The 18,054-nt window shown below is 66.6% G+C and carries 11 protein-coding genes; all 11 read left to right on the top strand.

Going from position 1 to position 18,054, the window contains the following annotated elements; translation table 11 throughout:
• The first annotated feature begins 2 nt into the window (after nt 1–2).
• The 11 genes from mraY to FFK22_RS10430 all read left to right on the top strand — a co-directional run bounded on the left by mraY (nt 3) and on the right by FFK22_RS10430 (nt 17,734).
• Nucleotides 3–1,088 carry a phospho-N-acetylmuramoyl-pentapeptide-transferase gene (gene mraY, locus FFK22_RS10480; RefSeq protein WP_138891212.1) on the top strand — a complete coding sequence of 362 codons (1,086 nt, stop codon included), beginning with the start codon at nt 3–5 and terminating at the stop codon, nt 1,086–1,088.
• A gap of 4 nt (nt 1,089–1,092) precedes the next feature.
• Nucleotides 1,093–2,490, top strand: a complete 1,398-nt coding sequence (gene murD / locus FFK22_RS10475) for a UDP-N-acetylmuramoyl-L-alanine--D-glutamate ligase (protein ID WP_138891211.1) — start codon at nt 1,093–1,095, stop codon at nt 2,488–2,490.
• A complete protein-coding gene (locus FFK22_RS10470) occupies nt 2,491–3,615 on the top strand; it encodes an FtsW/RodA/SpoVE family cell cycle protein (protein ID WP_138891210.1) in 1,125 nt (374 codons plus the stop codon).
• Nucleotides 3,612–4,742, top strand: coding sequence for an undecaprenyldiphospho-muramoylpentapeptide beta-N-acetylglucosaminyltransferase (murG, locus tag FFK22_RS10465; RefSeq protein ID WP_138891209.1), 1,131 nt, complete (start codon nt 3,612–3,614; stop codon nt 4,740–4,742). Before FFK22_RS10470 ends, murG begins: the two co-directional genes overlap by 4 nt.
• A 16-nt stretch (nt 4,743–4,758) precedes the next feature.
• On the top strand, nt 4,759–6,195 hold the full coding sequence (gene murC, locus FFK22_RS10460; RefSeq protein WP_138891208.1) for a UDP-N-acetylmuramate--L-alanine ligase: 1,437 nt from the start codon (nt 4,759–4,761) through the stop codon (nt 6,193–6,195).
• On the top strand, nt 6,192–7,109 hold the full coding sequence (locus FFK22_RS10455; RefSeq protein WP_138891207.1) for a D-alanine--D-alanine ligase: 918 nt from the start codon (nt 6,192–6,194) through the stop codon (nt 7,107–7,109). The genes murC and FFK22_RS10455 overlap by 4 nt, the downstream gene beginning before the upstream one ends.
• Nucleotides 7,097–7,963: a cell division protein FtsQ/DivIB gene (locus FFK22_RS10450; protein WP_186002403.1), complete on the top strand. Its 867-nt coding sequence runs from the start codon at nt 7,097–7,099 to the stop codon at nt 7,961–7,963. Before FFK22_RS10455 ends, FFK22_RS10450 begins: the two co-directional genes overlap by 13 nt.
• Before the next feature lie 21 nt (nt 7,964–7,984).
• Nucleotides 7,985–9,262, top strand: coding sequence for a cell division protein FtsA (gene ftsA, locus FFK22_RS10445; RefSeq protein ID WP_221938510.1), 1,278 nt, complete (start codon nt 7,985–7,987; stop codon nt 9,260–9,262).
• Between the two features lie 110 nt (nt 9,263–9,372).
• Nucleotides 9,373–11,037, top strand: coding sequence for a cell division protein FtsZ (ftsZ, locus tag FFK22_RS10440; RefSeq protein WP_138891204.1), 1,665 nt, complete (start codon nt 9,373–9,375; stop codon nt 11,035–11,037).
• Between the two features lie 204 nt (nt 11,038–11,241).
• Nucleotides 11,242–15,831, top strand: a complete 4,590-nt coding sequence (locus FFK22_RS10435) for a hypothetical protein (protein WP_138891203.1) — start codon at nt 11,242–11,244, stop codon at nt 15,829–15,831.
• Nucleotides 15,815–17,734, top strand: coding sequence for a hypothetical protein (locus FFK22_RS10430; protein ID WP_138891202.1), 1,920 nt, complete (start codon nt 15,815–15,817; stop codon nt 17,732–17,734). Before FFK22_RS10435 ends, FFK22_RS10430 begins: the two co-directional genes overlap by 17 nt.
• Nucleotides 17,735–18,054: the final 320 nt, after the last annotated feature.

Genomic DNA, 18,054 nt, shown 5'->3' with positions numbered 1-18,054 from the left:
CGGTGCTTCCGGCCCTCTTCGCCCCGCTCGCCGACCAGGCGCTCGTCTTCAACCTGTTCCGGTACCTGACGTTCCGGACCGGGGCCGCGGTGATGACGGCGCTCGTCATCGCCTTCCTGATCGGCCCGGCGATGATCCGGTGGTTGAAGTCGCGGCAGGGGGCGGGGCAGCCGATCCGCGAGGACGGGCCGGAGGGCCATTTCAAGAAGCGCGGCACGCCGACCATGGGCGGGCTGATGATCCTGATCGCGATCGTGGTCTCGACCCTGCTCTGGGCCGACCTGCGCAACGCCTTCGTCTGGATCGTCCTGCTGGTCACGGTCGGCTTCGGCCTGGTCGGCTTCGGCGACGACTATCTGAAGCTGACCAAGCGCAACCCCAAGGGGCTCTCCGGCAAGCTGAAGCTGGTGGTGCAGGGGGCGATCGCCCTGGTCGCCGTGTTCTGGTACCTGCAGGTGACGCCGGAGGTGCGCGAGACCGCGGTCGCGATCCCGTTCCTCAAGGATGTCATGGTCGAGCTCGGCGTCCTGTTCTTCCCCTTCGCCATGCTGGTCATGGTCGGCGCCTCCAACGCGGTCAACCTGACCGACGGGCTCGACGGCCTCGCCACCATGCCGGTGATCATCGCCGCCACCTGCTTCGGCCTGATCGCCTATCTCGCCGGCAACGCGGTCTTCGCCGGCTACCTGCAGATCCACCACGCCCCCGGCGCCGGCGAGCTGGCGGTGTTCTGCGGCGCCCTGATCGGCGGCGCGCTCGGCTTCCTCTGGTTCAACGCGCCCCCGGCCATGGTGTTCATGGGCGACACCGGGTCGCTGTCGATGGGCGGGGCGCTCGGCACCATCGCCATGATCACCAAGCACGAGCTGGTGCTGGCCATCATCGGCGGCCTGTTCGTGCTCGAGGCGGTGTCGGTGATCGTCCAGGTCACCAGCTTCAAGATGACCGGCAAGCGGGTGTTCCGCATGGCGCCGCTGCACCACCATTACGAGAAGAAGGGCTGGGCCGAGCCGACCATCGTGATCCGCTTCTGGATCATCGCCGTGATCCTGGCCCTGATCGGCCTCTCCAGCCTGAAGCTGAGGTGATCGGATGATCGACCTCTCGCATCTCAAGGGCCGCAGCGTCGCCGTCCTCGGCCTCGGCAAGTCGGGCACCGCCGCGATCCGGGCGCTGAAGGCGGCGGGCGCCGAGGTCGTGGCCTGGGACGACAAGGTCGCCGGCCGCTCCTTCGCCGAGCGCGAGGGCGTGCCGGTGCGCGACTTCGGCGCCGAGGGCATGGCCGGAATCGACCTGGTGATGCTCAGCCCCGGCATTCCGCGCACCCATCCGCGGCCGCATCCGGCGGTGGCCCGGGCGCTGGAGGCCGGCAGCCGCCTGGTCGGCGACATCGACCTGCTGGCCGAGGCGCTGCCCGACGCCGGCTTCCTCGGCGTCACCGGCACCAACGGCAAGTCGACCACCACGGCGCTGCTGCAGCATGTGTTCGAGGCGGCGGGTCTCGATTCCGAGGCCGGCGGCAATCTCGGCCCCGCCGCGCTCGGCCTCCGCCCGGTCGGGCCCGGCGGCTGGTACCTGCTCGAGGTCTCGTCCTACCAGCTCGAGACCATCACCGAGGTGCCGTGGTCGATCGGCGTCTTCATCAACATCACCCCCGACCATCTCGACCGCTATCCCGACATGGCCGGCTACGTCGCCGCCAAGCAGCGTCTGCTCGACGGCATCCGCCCGGGCGGCACCGCGGTGATCGGCGTCGACGACGACTATTCCCGCGCTGTGTTCGACAAGACCAAAGCGCGGCCGGAGATCCGGGCGATCCCGATCTCGGCCGAGCGCGCGGTCGAAGGCGGCGTCTTCGTCCGCGACTTCGTGCTGCACGACGCGACCGAGGGCGAGGCCCGCGCCGTGCTCGACCTGCGCCAGGCGCCGGCGCTGCCGGGCGCCCATAACGGCCAGAACGCCGCCTGCGTCTGGGCCGCCGCACGCGCCGCCGGCGTGGCTGAGGACGTGCTGGCCGCGGCGATCCGCACCTTCCCCGGCCTGGCCCATCGCCAGCAGCTGGTCGGCACCATCGCCGGCATCCGCTTCGTCAACGACAGCAAGGGCACCAACCCCGACGCGGCGGCCAAGGCGCTCGGCTCCTACGACACCATCTACTGGATCGCCGGCGGCCGTCCCAAGGAAGGCGGGCTGGAGGCGGTCGACCCCTATCTGCCGCGCGTCGCCCAGGCCTTCCTGATCGGCGAGGGCACGCCGAAATTCGCCGCCCATCTCGAGGGCAAGGTGCCGTATCAGCGCTCGACCGACCTCGATGCTGCGATCGAGGCCGCCTATCGCGCCGCCAAATCCGACGGCGCCACCGATGCCGTGGTGCTGCTGTCGCCGGCCTGCGCCTCCTTCGACCAGTTCGCCAATTTCGAGGCGCGGGGCGAGGCGTTCGCCGCGTCGGTCAAGGGCCTGCAGGTCCGGGTGGAGAGGGGGGAGCTGTAGATGGTGACCCTGGATCGCGCCGACAGCTCGGTCATCGGCCGCTGGTGGTGGACGGTCGACCGCTGGATGCTGCTGCTGCTCGGCATCATCATGGGCATCGGCTCGATCCTGATCCTGGCCGCCAGCCCGGCCGTGGCCCAGCGCATCAATCTCGGCGAGTTCTACTTCATCGAACGCCACCTGATGATGCTGCTGCCGGCCATCGTGCTGACCTTCATGGTCTCGCTGATGAGCCCGAGGGCGATCCGGCGCACTTCGGCGATCGTGCTGCTGCTGTCGATGCTCGGGGTCTTCGCCACGCTGTTCGTCGGGGTCGAGATCAAGGGCGCGACCCGCTGGATCCAGCTGCCCGGCCTGTCGCTGCAGCCCTCGGAATTCGTCAAGCCGGCCTTCGCCGTGGCCGCCGCCTGGCTGTTCGCGCAGCAGAAGACCCGGCCGGGCTTCCCCGGCTACATCGCCTCGACCGTGCTCTACGCCCTGATCGCCTTCCTGCTGCTGTCGCAGCCGGACCTTGGCATGACCGTGGTGGTCACCGCGGTCTGGTTCATCCAGTTCTTCATCGCCGGCCTGCCGATGTTCCTGGTGATCGGGCTGATCGGCCTGGGCACCGGCGGCCTGGTCGGCTCCTACTTCCTGTTCGAGCATGTGCGCAGCCGCATCGACCGCTTCCTCGACCCGTCGACCGGCGACAACTACCAGGTCGACCGGGCGATCGAGGCCTTCACCAATGGCGGGCTGTTCGGCACCGGCCCGGGCGAGGGCTCGGTCAAGCTGTACCTGCCGGACGCCCATGCCGACTTCATCTTTGCCGTCGGCGGCGAGGAGTTCGGCCTGTTCTTCTGTCTGCTGCTGGTGGCGCTGTTCGCCTTCATCGTCGTCCGCGGCCTGTCGCGGGTGATGAACGAGACCAACCTGTTCATCATGCTGGCGGTGGTCGGGCTGGTCACCCAGTTCGGGCTGCAGGCGGCGGTCAACATGGCCTCGACCCTGCACCTGATCCCGACCAAGGGCATGACCCTGCCCTTCGTCAGCTATGGCGGCTCGTCCCTGATCGCGCTCGGCTACGGCATGGGCATGGTGCTGGCCCTGACCCGGCGGCATGCCGGAGGCGGGGGGATGCGGTGAGTGATGCTCGCCCCATCCTGCTCGCCGCCGGCGGCACCGGCGGCCACGTCTTTCCGGCGGAGGCGCTGGCGCGGACGCTGATCGCCCGCGGCCATGCCGTGCGGCTGGCGACCGACCCGCGCGGCCGCGCCTTCGGCGACCGGCTGCCCGAGGTGCCGGTCGACGCGGTCCGCTCCGCCACCGTGGCGCCCGGGTTGGTCGGCAAGCTGAAGACCGCGACCCTGCTCGGCCTCGGCTATCTCGACGCCAGCGGCGTGCTGCGCCGGCACCGGCCCGCGGCCGTGGTCGGCTTCGGCGGTTACCCCTCGGCGCCGACCGTGCTGGCCGCGTCGCGCGCCGGCATCCCGGTGCTGCTGCACGAGCAGAACGCGCTGCTGGGCCGGGTCAACCGCTGGCTGGCCGGCCGCGCCGCCGCCATCGCCGCCGGCTTCCCGCTGCAGGCGGCCGCAGGCCAGGAAAACCGGCGAGTCGAGGTCACCGGCAACCCGGTCCGCCCGGCGATCGCGGCCAAATCCGGCGCGCCCTATCCGGCACCGACGGAAGAGGGGAGGCTGACCCTGCTGGTGCTCGGCGGCAGCCAGGGCGCGCGGGTGTTCAGCGAGCTGATCCCGGCCGCGGTGGCACTGCTGCCGGAGGGGTTGCGGGCTCGCCTCTCGATCGTGCAGCAGTGCCGGCCCGAGGACATCGAGTCCTGCCGCGGCCGCTACGCCGCGATCGGCGCCGACGCCACGCTGGCGACCTTCTTCGACGACGTGCCGGAGCGTCTGGCCGCGGCCCAGCTGGTGATCTGCCGGTCCGGCGCCTCGACCGCGGCGGAGCTTGGCGTCATCGGTCGCCCCGCCATCTTAGTGCCCTATCCCTTCGCCATGGACGACCACCAGACCGCCAACGCCAGGGCCATCGCGGCCTCGGGCGGGGGGTGGCTGATGCCGCAGTCGGACCTCACCCCGGAAGTGCTGGCATCGCGTCTCGAACACCTGTACACCCGCCCCTCCGTTCTGGTGGAGGCCGCCGGCGCCGCGCGCGCCGCAGCCCATCCGGATGCCGCCGACCGACTCGCCGACCTCGTCCTTGCCCTCGCCGGGCGGGAGGCGGGCCTTCGCGCGTCGGTCGCAACTGGAGCCTAAGTTAGGAGTACCGCCGATGAGGCAGATGCCGCTCGACATTGGGATGATCCACTTCGTGGGGATCGGCGGCATCGGCATGAGCGGGATCGCCGAGATCCTGCACAATCTCGGCTATTCGGTGCAGGGCACCGACGTGGCAGAGAGTGCCAATGTCCTGCGCCTGCGCAAGGCCGGCATCGACGTCAAGATCGGCCATGCCGCGGCCCATCTCGGCGACGCCGCGGTGGTCGTCATCTCCTCGGCGGTGAAGAGCGACAACCCCGAGGTCAAGGCCGCCCGCGCCGCCCTGATCCCGGTGGTGCGCCGGGCCGAGATGCTGGCCGAGCTGATGCGGCTGAAATGGTCGATCGCGATCGGCGGCACCCACGGCAAGACCACCACCACCAGCCTGGTGGCGGCGATGATCGACGGCGCCGGCATGGACCCGACCGTGATCAATGGCGGCATCATCAACGCCTACGGCACCAATGCCCGGCTCGGCCAGGGCGACTGGATGGTGGTCGAGGCCGATGAGAGCGACGGCACCTTCACCCGGCTGCCGGCGACCATCGTCGTGGTCACCAACATCGACCCCGAGCATCTCGACTTCTACGGCGATTTCGACTCGGTGAAGGCGGCGTTCGAGCAGTTCGTCACCAACACGCCGTTCTACGGCTTCGCCGTCCTCTGCATCGACCATCCGGAGGTCCAGGCGCTGATCTCGCGGGTGACCGACCGGCGCATCGTGACCTACGGATTCAGCCCGCAGGCCGACATCCGCGCGATCGATTTTTCGATCGAAACGCGCGGCTCCCGCTTCACCGCCGTGCTCCAGGATCGGCAGTCCGGAAAAAGCCGTCTAATACGCGATATTGTGTTGCCAATGTTGGGCCAACACAATATCCAGAATGCATTGGCCGCTATCGCCGTGGCCCATGAGATGGGAATGGACGACGGGCAGATCATCGAATCGCTTGCGCGCTTCAGCGGTGTGAAGCGCCGGTTCACCAAGACCGGCGAGTCGGGCGGTGTGACGGTGATCGACGATTACGGCCATCATCCGGTGGAGATTGCGGCAGTGCTCAAGGCGGCCCGGGCCGCGGCCCAGAAGCACAAGGTGATCGCCGTGGTGCAGCCGCACCGCTACAGCCGGCTGGCCAGCCTGTTCCAGGAATTCTGCACCTGCTTCAACGACGCCGACATCGTCGTTGTCGCGGATGTCTATGCCGCCGGCGAGGCGCCGGTCGAGGGCGCCACCCGCTCGGCCCTGGTCGAGGGGCTGCGCGACAGCGGCCATCGCCGGGTGATCCCGCTGCCGGGGCCCGAGGCGCTGCCCCAGCTCGCCTACGACCTGGCCCAGCCGGGCGACTTCGTGGTCTGCCTCGGCGCCGGCAACATCACCGCCTGGGCCAACGCCCTGCCCACCGAGCTCGACGCGCTGCGCGCCAAGCGCACGGCGGGGGGCGCTCGATGACGAAGTCCGTTGCAGTCCTCTATGGCGGCTGGTCGGCGGAGCGCGAGGTCAGCCTCGTCTCCGGCAGGGCTGTCGCCGTGGCGCTGCGCGGGCGCGGCCACCGGGTCGAGCTGATCGATGTCGGCCGCGACCTCGAGGCGCTGCTGCGCGCCCTGCGGCCGGCGCCGGACGTGGTGTTCAACGCGCTGCACGGCAAGGGCGGCGAGGACGGCACCATCCAGGGCGTGCTCGACATGCTGGGCCTGCCCTACACCCATTCCGGCGTGCGGCCCTCGGCGATCGCCATGTCCAAGCCGGCAACCAAGCAGGTCGTCGGCGCGGTCGGCATCCGCACCGCCCGCGGCGTGGTGGCGCCGCCGCAGCAGGTGGCCGAGCGCCACCTGATGGAGCCGCCCTATGTGGTCAAGCCGGCGGCCGAAGGCTCCAGCGTCGGCGTCCGCATCGTCCGCGCCAATGACAACGCGCCGCCGATCGACCTGGCCGGCTGGGGCTATGGCGACGCGCTGGTCGAGGAATATGTCCCGGGCCGCGAGCTGACCGTCGGCGTGATGGGCGATCGCGCCCTGACCGTGACCGAGATCGCGCACACCCACGCCTTCTTCGACTACGACGCGAAATACACCGAGGGCCACGCCGTCCACACCCTGCCGGCGCAGGTGCCGGACGACGTCGCCGCCGAGGCCATGCGCCTGGCGCTGCTGGCGCACCGCACGCTGGGCTGCCGCGGCATCAGCCGCACCGATTTCCGCTGGGACGACACCCGGCCGGGCACCGAGGGGCTCTACTTCCTCGAGATCAACACCCAGCCGGGCTTCACCCCGATCTCGCTGGTGCCGGAGCAGGCGAAGCACATCGGCGTCGACTTCGCCGATCTGTGCGAATGGCTGCTGGAGGACGCCGCATGCGGCAGCTGAGCGCCGAGCCCGACTCCGCGCGCCGGCGCGGCAGCGGCGGCACCTCGGTGCGCCGCAAGCCGATGGCCCGGCGCCAGGCGGCGGCGCTGCGCCTGGGCGGCATGGCGCTGGGCGGCATCGCCGTGTTCGGCCTCTTGGCCGCGCTGTGGACCAGCGGCACGCTGACCGCGGCCGGGCGCGGCATCCATGGCGCGGTGATGGGCCTGACCGTGGCGGCCGGCTTCTCGGTGCAGGAGGTGCTGGTCGAGGGCCGGCGGTCGGTCGATGGCGGCGTCATCATGGCGGCGCTCGGCGTCGGCCGCGGCGACCCGATCTTCGACCTCGACCCCGACGCGGCCCAGGCCAAGCTGCTGGACATCCCCTGGATCCGCTCGGCCAGCGTCGAGCGCCGGCTGCCCGACACCGTCTTCGTCCGGATCGAGGAGCGGGTGCCGCTGGCGCTGTGGCAGAACAACCAGAACTTCAGCCTGATCGACCGCGAGGGCCATGTCCTGCCCGTGCCGTCGGTGGCCGACTATCCGGACCTGCCGATGGTGGTCGGCGGCGATGCGGCCGCGACCGCGGCGGTGCTGGTCGACGCCCTGTCGAAGACGCCGGACATCGCCCGCCGGATCCGCTCGGCCATGCGGGTCGGTGGCCGGCGCTGGGACCTGGTGCTCGACAACCACGTCACCGTGAAGCTGCCGGACGGCGACATCGCCCCGGCGCTGGCCCGGCTGGACGAGGCGCAGCGCAAGGATTCGGTGCTGGACCGCGACATCGTGTCGGTCGACCTGCGCATGGGCGACCGGATGGTGATCCAGTTGACTCCCGCGGCGGCGGCGCAGCGCGCCCCGACCAAGGACAAGACCTGATGGGCGGCGCGGATGGCTCTCATGGGATTTAACGCGATGCGCCGCCCCCGCACCCGTGCCAGGGGCTCGATCGTCGCCGCGGTCGATCTCGGCACGACCAAGGTCGTGTGCTTCATCGCGCGCGTCGCCGATGAGGGCAAGGCCCAGGTGATCGGCATCGGCCACCAGGCCAGCCGCGGCGTCCGCGCCGGCGCCATCGTCGAGCTCGACGCTGCGGAGAAGACCATCGCGCTCGCGGTGCAGGCGGCCGAGCAGATGGCCGGCGAGACCGTCAACGAGGTGATCGTCAACCTCTCCGGCGGCCATCCGGCATCGCAGAGCCTGTCGTTGCAGGTGCCGGTCGGCGGCCGCGAGGTCACCGACAACGACCTGCGCCGCGCCGCCCGCGCCTTCAACGGCAGCATCGCCACCGATGCCGAGGTGATCCACGCGGTGCCGATCAGCTATGGCCTCGACGAGGTGCGCGGCGTGCGCGACCCGCGCGGCATGGTCGGCGAATCCCTGAGCATCGACCTGCACCTGATCACCGCCAACACCGGCGCGGTGCGCAACCTGACCGCCTGCGTCAACCGGGCCCATCTCGAGGTCGAGGCCGTCATCCTCTCGCCCTACGCCTCGGGCCTGGCCTGCCTGGTGCCGGACGAGCGCGAGCTGGGCTGCACCGTGATCGACATGGGCGGCGGCACCACCTCTCTGGCGGTGTTCATCGAGGGTCGGCTGGTCTTCGCCGACTGCCTGCCGGTCGGCGGCGCCCATGTCACCAACGACATCGCCCGCGGCCTGACCACGCCGGTCGTGCATGCCGAGCGGATGAAGACGCTGTACGGCTCGGCCCTGCCCTCGGTGGCCGACGACCGCGAGGTCATCGACGTGCCGCAGGTCGGCGAGGAGGAGGACAGCCAGCCGACCCATGTGCCGAAGAGCCTGCTGACCGGGATCATCCAGCCCCGGATGGAGGAGATCTTCGAGATGGTGCGCTCGCGGCTCGAGGCCAGCGGCTTCGACAAGGCCTTCGGCCGCCGCGTGGTGCTGACCGGCGGCGGCTCGCAGCTGCAGGGCGCGCGCGAGCTGGCGCAGCTGGTGCTGGACAAGCAGGTCCGCATGGGCCGCCCGCTGGGCCTCGACGGCCTGGCCGAGGCGACGGCGGGCCCCAGCTTTTCGACGGCGACGGGCCTCCTGGCCTACGCCACTTCGGGGCCCGCCGACCTGGTCGGCTCGGGCCCGGGGCTGGAGGAGAGCGGCGCCGCGGGCGGCGGCTTCCTCAGCCGGATCGGAGGGTGGTTCCGTGACAACCTCTGATCGAAGGCCAATCAACCCGGCACGCCCGACCATCCGGGGCGATGCCGGGAGCACGGACCGGACGGATGGAAAGCGGCAGGGTGAATAGGGGACAGTAGGGGAGCATCGACATGATCAATCTCAGCATTCCGCAGGGCGACATCAGCCTCCAGCCGCGGATCACCGTGGTTGGCGTCGGCGGCGCCGGCGGCAACGCCGTCAACAACATGATCCGGGCCAACCTGGCCGGGGTCGAATTCGTGGTGGCCAACACCGACGCGCAGGCGCTGGCCGGCTCGGCGGCGCAGAAGCGGATCCAGCTCGGCGCCGGGCTGACCCAGGGCCTCGGCGCCGGGTCGCGGCCCGATATCGGCCGGGCCTCGGCCGAGGAGGCGATGGAGCACATCGTCGCCCATCTCGACGGCGCCCACATGGTGTTCATCACCGCCGGCATGGGCGGCGGCACCGGCACCGGCGCGGCACCGGTGATCGCCCGGGCGGCGCGCGAGCAGGGCATCCTGACCGTCGGCGTGGTGACCAAGCCCTTCCACTTCGAGGGCGCGCACCGCATGCGCATGGCCGAGCAGGGGCTGCAGGAGCTGCAGCAGTATGTCGACACCCTGATCATCATCCCGAACCAGAACCTGTTCCGCATCGCCAATGAGAAGACGACCTTCGCGGACGCCTTCCGGATGGCGGACGAGGTGCTGCATTCGGGCGTGCGCGGCGTCACCGACCTGATGGTCCAGCCGGGCCTGATCAATCTCGACTTCGCCGACATCCGCACCGTGATGGCGGAGATGGGCAAGGCGATGATGGGCACCGGCGAGGCCGAGGGCGAGCGCCGCTCGATCAGCGCCGCCGAGGCCGCGATCTCGAACCCGCTGCTCGACGACATCTCGATGAAGGGGGCCAAGGGCGTCCTGATCAACATCACGGGCGGCCTCGACATGACCCTGTACGAGGTCGACGAGGCGACCAACCGCATCCGCGACGAGGTCGACCCCGACGCCAACATCATCTTCGGCTCGACCTTCGACGAGAGCATGGAGGGCAAGGTCCGGGTGTCGGTCGTCGCCACCGGCATCGACATGGCGATCAACCAGGCGCAGCGGCCGCAGACCTACAGCACCACCACGCTGCCGGGCGGCGCCGACCGCGCCAAGCCGCAGCAGCCGGCAGCGACCCCGGCGCCGCAGCCGATGATGCCGGCCCGTCCGGCGGCGGTGACGCCGCAGCGCTTCGCCATGGCCCAGCCGGCGCCGAAGCCGGTCGCTCCGGCCCCGGTCGAGCAGGCCCCGGCGGCGCAGGCCCCGGCCGAGGTGGAGCCCGAGCCGGACTACGCGGCCGAGGATCAGGCCGAGCCGGCGGTGGACGAAGTTCAGGAGCCGGCGGTGCAGCAGGCCGCGGCCCGGGCCCCGGGAATGTCGGCGGGCGCGCGTCCCGGCGTCATGGCGGCGCGTCCGGCCCCGATGGCCGCACCGCAGCCGGCGGCCCAGCGCCCGGTCGAGGCGGCTGCCGCCGCGCCGGCCGAGGGGCGCAAGAAGCTGGGCCTGTTCCGGCGGGTGACCGGCCTGCTGCGGGAAGAGGAGCAGCCGCTGCCCGAAGCGCATCAGGCGCCGACGCTGCGTCAGGAGCCGGCGCCGCGCGCCGCCGCCGAGCCGCCGCGGGCGCCCGAGGCGCCGCGTCCGGTGGCGCAGCAGCGCCTGGCGATCGATGCCGGCCGTGCCCCGCTGCCGCGCAGCGACGAGGACGCGCTCGACATCCCGGCCTTCCTCCGCCGCCAGGCGAACTAGGCCGCGATCCTGCCGCTTCTGCCACCGGCCGCATGCTCCCCTCGCGGCCGGTGGGAATTTTCATGTGCCTCGGCCGCCCGCCTCCAGCGGGCGGCTTTTTTCTATGCTGTGGTCGCAGGGTCTCCTCGCATTCGGCGATTCAGTCCTATGTTGCAGGGCTAGACCCGAGCCTTCGCGGCAACTCGGGCTCTAAACGAGTAGACGATGGCCAAAAAGGTAACCAACAGCGCGAGTTTGCTGGCGAAGGGCGGTGGGAATGCACCCGCCGGCGGCATCACTATGCAAGCCTCGGTCGCCGCATCGATTGCGGTCCGGCTTTTGACCGCTGGCGCGTTGGATAAGCGGCTCGGATTAGGTGCTGCCAAACCGAACGCGATCCGTTTCGAAACCGAAGTGCCAGTCGACGATGTCGTAATCGAAACCGATGCAGGCGGATGGGTGTTCATCCAATCGAAAAACTCACTTACGGGCCGATTCGTTCTGACGAGCGAATTGGGGAAAACTTGCGATGAGTTCGCACGTCTATGGCTGCTAACCAAAGACGGCGAAGGCGACAGAGGGTGGGATCGCCCTCTCGTCGGCGGCAAGGACGCGATGCTTCTTGCGGTCGGATACGAAACGTCCGGCCCAATAAAGGTGGACCTCGTAAAAGCACTCGATGCGGTGAGGATGCAATCGACCGCAACGCTCACGGACGCAAAGCAGAAACTCCTGGCATCCTTCAAGACGTTGATGCGTTCGGCTTTCGATGCACACGGCGCACCGGCCGATCTTGATCTCGAGGCAGTCCTTAAATTCATTCATGTGATCGAATACGATTTCAGTGGTCCGCAGCGCGAGCTTGCAGAAGTTGGACTCAAGGGCCTGCTTGAGCTTCCAGACGAGGCTCCTGCCGCGTTCAAGGCGATCGAGCGCGACTGCCAAAATGCGATGAAGGTGAGAGGCCGCCTCGATGGTGAAAGCCTTCGAGCGTCCCTTGCCGCAGATGGGCTTCTTATGAAGTCCCCTGCGAAAGGCCTTCTGGAAACGCAGGCGGACATAAGTGCAACCACGCAAACAATTTTGGCTGGCCAGCGCGAGATCGTCCGCGCGATTTCCGGAACTCCGGCAGAAAACTCGGTTGTCACCAATTTTGCGGAGAGCCGCCTTCGCGAACTGCGGCAAGCACGGTTCGCGGCAGGGTTCGATGCAACGGCTGCGTGCAATTCGCTTCTAACGGCCGTCGATACCGGCGAGCTTACTGCCGGCTCGTCAAGCGTCCGCCAATCGATCTTTGCCTGGTGCGCGCGAATTCTCGCGACAGTCGATCACGAAAAGGCGCGACATGCTTTATCGAAAGCCCAAGCGTTCGGCCCCAGCGAAGAGACGGCGATTGCGGGCGCGTTCGTCGAAGCCTTCTCTCAGAACGGCGAAAGGGCGAAGGCGCTCGCCGCTCTGGAGCCTCTCAACACGCCGGCGTCTCTTGCGGCCTCGCTCATCGTAGCCGCCCACAAACTTTCGCCGGTAGAAGGCCTTCAATGGCTGGAAAGAGCCGGTCTGTCGCTCGACAGATTTCATCCTGACGGCAAGTTCCGAATTCTCGGTATGCATCTCACTGCGGGCGACGTTGAGTCCGCGATTATGGTCGTCGATGCGCTTGGAGAGGCGGACTTCGCGACGACCCCCGCGCTCCTGGTTCTTTCCGCGACCGCGTATCTCGAGCGGACAGTCCATCCTGATCTTCGAGATGCGCTCCAGCCGCCACTGCCTCCCTATCCGGCCGATTTCCCATTGGCCGAAGATACTCAGGCGATGGCGGATCGTGCGAAAGCGATCGGCTACTACAAAAGGGCTGCGGCCGCGTTCGGACCTCTCGGTGCCAAGCAGACCGCATCGATTGCGGCCGATAGAGCGCTGTGGTTGCAACTGCGCGACCCATCGTTCGTCGAAAAGGCTCTTGAGGATCTACAAGGGAGCATGGCCGACGAGAAGGTTAGACTTCGTCGAATACCGCTCGCTTTTGCCTTCGGTCTCGACCTGAACCTGCAAGCCGTTGAAGAGGATATCGAGCGGGCAACAGCTCTCACGGGCGGAAAGTCGCTCGACGCGGCAGTTGCTCGATTTGAGGTGGCGCTGCGCCGAAAAGCGCCTGACGTTGCCACCTATATCGATCGGCATCGTGATCAGCTCTTAGAATATTATCGGTCGGACTTCTTGACCTCGATTGAGATCGAATCCCTCGTCAAAGCGGGACGCACGGAAGAGGCTCAATCGAAGCTCGCCCTGCTGGAAGGCAAAGATATTCAGCCAAGCGCTCTCACGACATTGCGCAATCTTGTCGAGGGGGCAACCGGCGCCGACGTCGCCGCACTTCGGGAGACGGAGTATCGAGCGAACCCAACAGTCCCCGCCCTTCTCAACCTCGTACGCGAGCTAGAACATACTCGGGACTTTACGAAGCTTGCCGCATTTGCGGGTATTCTCTTCGAGCAGATCAAAGACCTTCCCAGCGCCGAAACCTATACCTTCGCTCTCTATGAGACAAATGCCGACGATACGATCGTTGCGTTTGCGGATACGTATCCAGAGATCGTCGCCGCATCTCTGAAAATTGGCGCGACGGTGGCGTGGGCCAACTACCGCCTTGGCAGACTTGGCGAAGCTAAGTCCGGCTTAGATAAGCTTCGCGCCGGACGGGACATTCAAAACGACCGTCACCTTGCGATGAACATCGCGGTTGCATCCGGCGATTGGAGCTCGCTCAACACCTTTGTCGAAACCGAATGGCAGAATCGCGAGAGGCGAGACGCCACGGAACTGCTGCGCGCCGGTGTGCTGGCCCAACGGATCGGGGCCGCGGCTCGATCGCAAGAGTTGGTTCGCGAAGCTGCGAGCAAAGCGAACGGTAATGCCGACATCCTTTCAGCGTCCTATTCCACGGCGTGCTCGGCAGGCTGGGAAAACGTAGCAGAAATTCACGGCTGGCTGGAGGGAGCTATCGCTGCGTCGGGCGAAGACGGTCCGGTTCGGCGGATGGATATTCGGGAGCTATTGGACCTGCAGCCCGATTGGGATGAGCGGATGGATCGGACTTGGGACCTCGTCGTTCTCGGAGAGGCTCCTCTCTTTGCTGCTGCAAAGGTCGCCCGCCGCACGCTCCTCGATGTGTTCTTGCGCCCCGCTCTGAGCAACTTACGCCAAACGGATCCTCGGAGGCGGTCTCCGATCTTCGCTTTCGGCGGCACGAAGCCTGTGCGGTCGAATGTGGGCAAACGCGTTGCGATCGATCTAACAAGTCTCCTTACGCTCAGCCTAACGGGCAGGCTTCGAGAGTTCCTGGCCTGGGCGGGCAGTGTCACAATCGCTCATACGACGCTCAACTGGCTCTTCGAAGAGCGCGATAAACTGGCGTTCCATCAGCCGAGCCAGCTGCGAAGAGCGCGAGAGGTAAAGCAGCTCATCGATGCAAATCAAGTGCACCGATTCGAACGCACGATTCCACCGCAAGAGCTGGAGTTACGAGTTGGAGATGACATCGCGGAATATCTCGTTGCTGCCCAGATGCTCGACGAACAAGACAAGTCGCAGAAGCTCGTGGTCCGGCCCGCGCCTCTTCCCAAACTCGGTTCTCTTCTCGAAGAGACTGCGGATATTTCAGGGTACGAGACGTTTTTTGCCGGCGTGGGCGATGTGCTCGCGGCGCTCAAACTCAGCGGGCATCTCTCCGACGTCGAGAGTGCGAACGCCAACACATACTTGCGCCTTCACGAGCAGGCTTGGCCTCACAATCCGGTCGTGCAACCGGGTGCCACGCTCTACCTGGACGATGTTGCGCTATCCTTCCTTCAGCATCTGAGCCTGCTGTCGCGCCTGCCAATGGCTGGGTTTAAGGTCTTTGTAACCTCGTCCGAAGTCGATCGTGCGAATGAGCTCGTCAGCTACGATGCCTCGGCAGATGACGCCCGGCGTTTGGTCGAGGAATTGCAAGTCGCCCTGCGCGACGGGATCGCATCCGGAAAGGTGGGCCTTGGTCGATTGCTGCCGGCAGAGGACGATGATGAGGATTTCGATCTGCATCCCAGCCGCCTACTCCTTGCTGGGCGCTCTGAGATCGACGCTCTGATCGTCGACGATCGATTTGTGAATCGGTTCGAGACGCACGAGACCTACCCCATCGCGACGTCAATCGATCTGCTCGCAACGATGACCGGAAGCGGGGACCTCACCTCCGAAGAACTGACAGAAGGCCTGACAGTCATTCGGCAGGCAGGCATGCTTTTCGTTCCGCTACGTCCGGGCGAACTCGCCGCGCTCTTGGATGCCGCCCCCGTTGTCGACGGCCTAGTTCAGGAGACGGCCGAACTCAGAGCCATCCGTGAAAGCATCGTTCTGGCGAGAATGACCGACGGTCTTCAGTTGCCTAGCGAAGGCGTCTGGCTCGATACTCTGACGCAAGAGGCAACGGCGGCTTTGCGCAGCCAGTGGCAGGAATCCGTTCCGGACGAGAAGGCGCGCGCCAGATCTAGTTGGCTTCTTGAATTTTTCGATGCGCGCGGCTGGGCACATAGGTCTGTCACGACTGGGCTCGGCGCGATCGAGCGATACCGCAGGCAAGTCCTCATGCTTTTGATCCTCCCGACGACGGACGATGGGGTCCGAGCGCGGTACTGGGATTGGCTCGAGAGCGCCGTGCTGGAGGGCTTCGAAGAAGAGCAGCCGGAATCGTACGCCGGGCTTCTCACGTCCATCAGCGAGATTGTAGAGCAACAGGTCGCCCGCACCTCCGAAGGAGGAGACGATGACGAGCAAGCCTGACCTCCGCGGTCCTGTTGCCCTGAAGCTGCTTAGGTTGTTCCCGAAGTCCATTCGGCGAGATATCTCTCAATCCGAGAGTTTCCGCTCGAGGTACGGTTTAACGGTCGATTCGGTGCTCACCCTCAATGGACTTGGGATTGCATTCCGCGGCTCCCAGTTGTTCCCAGCAATCCGGACCCTCTTCAAAGGGCCGGAATCCTCGGTGCTTGTGAAGCCTGTCGAGGGAGACCCTGTCGAAGTATCAATCGAACCGGGCGCTAAACCTGAGCTCTTCCTAACGCTCGGCGAAGCGCGTCACCGCCTGCCTCCGTTTTGGATGCTCGCCGAGGATCGCGGCGTACGATTGGCCTACTTCGAAGGCGATGTCGCGGCCGCCAATCTTCCCACCAGCGCGATCGAGAACTGGAGGGAGAAGATCGAAAAGGGCCCACTCAGCGAAGACGAGATGCATGCGCTAACCGACGAGCTCAAACTAACGCCGCAATCCGTTGCGGCTCGAATGCGGGGCGAGCTCATCGTGCCGGACGGCCAAGTTTCGGTGATCGTGCCCGGAAAGGCGAGCTACTACAGAGGCCTTATCGGAGAACGCGGTGAGGCGACCAATGTCGACGCCTATGCGGCTGGCAATGCAAAAGGGCAGATCGTCCGGCTGTTAAAATGGGATTTCGCGCGAGGCCTCGCTCAGTGCCTCTTGCTTTGCGCCAATCCGAGACTCAGCGCGCTGATCGATATCTCGGAACGCCCCGCTGCAGATGTCGAAGCTTTCTTCGCCTGGCTATTGGAGCAAGGCGATCTCTTTTCGCAAATTGCCGGCATCGAGATCGGCATCCGGTCCTTGAAAAGCTTTCCTGCCCTCGAGCCCATATTGGTTCGGATGCTAGAGCGGATACGAGACGAGGATCCCGATGACGAAAGCGGACGACTAGCCCTCACCGCCAATCTCTTTGTGTTCGCGGACGGAGAGTTGTCGCGCACTCGCCTCTTCGCTTCCGAGCCCCCGTTCTGGCGCCGTCTCGCTGCGAGCGCGCAGGCGTCTATGATCGAACGAGAGCTCGTTGCCCTCGGAGGAACTGGCGGCGGCTCTTCCAGTTGGGCAAGCTTGCGAGCCGAACCCTTCTACATTCAAGCGCTCGCCGATTTAAGGCAAGAGCCACGCAGTATTCCCGATCTGATAAGCGCGATGCAATTCCAGATCGAGCTCTTGATGCGAGCCCGAATTGCCGGCAACGAAAACAAAGACACTCTGCCGGAAGGCCCCCTCAAGACTCTTTTGCTGGGAGACGGCGAGAACGATCTCCCGAGCCGGACTTCTCATCCATTGGCTTGCGCGCCGAGCCCTGTCGAGGGCGGCATTGACGCTTCGCTGCCTTTCCCGGAAGACCTTCTGGAAGAGCTTCGCAAGCCGAAAGACGAGAAGCCCCTTGAGGCGCGTGTCTTCGCGAGTGTCGTGAACTTCTCCTTGGCGTTTCGGTTCGACACGGAGACCGTTGATCTCATCGCCGGCCTACTTCGGAAGGTAAAATACCGACTTGAGTTGGAACCGAATTCCGACATCGGCTTTTCGCTCATAATGGGGCTCGCGATCATTGCCGCCTCGGCGCGGCATAGCGGGCTTGCCGACGAAGTGCGCATCTTGTCGCGAGTTCTCCGCCGCCGCGGCGTCATCGACTCTGCCGCGGAGAATCAGATGCGAATTGCCCTTACCGCCTGTGCTTCTAGATCGGATTTGGAGGAGTGGTGCAAAGCGGTCGGCGAGTGGTTCTTCGAAATCGCCAATGGCGAGATCGGCCGGGAGGGAGCTACGCGACTTCGTTACCACCTGAAGGCGCTTTGTCGTGCAGTTCCACAGCTTTGGCCGCATATCTCAAAGGCCGAAGCGGCTCTCGCGGCCATCTCGCATTAGGTGCATTTGTTGCAAACGCCAAGCAGGCAGGGGAACAGGTACGTTCGGAGGTAATTCCAAGTGGCACCAGATTCCGCTTCGAGGACGAATCGGCCGCTCCCCTAGCGTCCGGATTCGGTAGCCCGCGCGGCATTCGGCATGACCGGTTCGGAGCGCTCTGGATACACTCCCAATGACGGCAATGGGGACAAACCGGCCGCGCCGTCCAGCTAAAGCCGCGTACACCCGTGCTCTGCCGCCCTCTCCGGCGCCCCCCTTACACCCACTTCATCGAGCTGTCATAGCCACCCCGCCGCAGCCCCTCGACGGCATAGCGCAGC

This window comes from Mycobacterium sp. KBS0706 (assembly GCF_005938675.2).
In the GTDB taxonomy this organism is placed as follows: Bacteria; Pseudomonadota; Alphaproteobacteria; order DSM-16000; family Inquilinaceae; genus Inquilinus.
The sequence above is the reverse complement of the archived record's forward strand: the minus strand, read 5'-3'. Positions and strand labels throughout refer to the sequence as shown.

Excerpts from the sequence above, each read along its gene's own strand:
- murD (WP_138891211.1), top strand. The coding sequence starts at position 1,093 with ATGATCGACCTCTCGCATCTCAAGGGCCGCAGCGTCGCCGTCCTCGGC.
- FFK22_RS10470 (WP_138891210.1), top strand. The coding sequence starts at position 2,491 with ATGGTGACCCTGGATCGCGCCGACAGCTCGGTCATCGGCCGCTGGTGG.
- murC (WP_138891208.1), top strand. The coding sequence starts at position 4,759 with ATGAGGCAGATGCCGCTCGACATTGGGATGATCCACTTCGTGGGGATC.
- FFK22_RS10455 (WP_138891207.1), top strand. The coding sequence starts at position 6,192 with ATGACGAAGTCCGTTGCAGTCCTCTATGGCGGCTGGTCGGCGGAGCGC.
- FFK22_RS10450 (WP_186002403.1), top strand. The coding sequence starts at position 7,097 with ATGCGGCAGCTGAGCGCCGAGCCCGACTCCGCGCGCCGGCGCGGCAGC.
- ftsA (WP_221938510.1), top strand. The coding sequence starts at position 7,985 with ATGGGATTTAACGCGATGCGCCGCCCCCGCACCCGTGCCAGGGGCTCG.
- ftsZ (WP_138891204.1), top strand. The coding sequence starts at position 9,373 with ATGATCAATCTCAGCATTCCGCAGGGCGACATCAGCCTCCAGCCGCGG.
- FFK22_RS10435 (WP_138891203.1), top strand. The coding sequence starts at position 11,242 with ATGGCCAAAAAGGTAACCAACAGCGCGAGTTTGCTGGCGAAGGGCGGT.
- FFK22_RS10430 (WP_138891202.1), top strand. The coding sequence starts at position 15,815 with ATGACGAGCAAGCCTGACCTCCGCGGTCCTGTTGCCCTGAAGCTGCTT.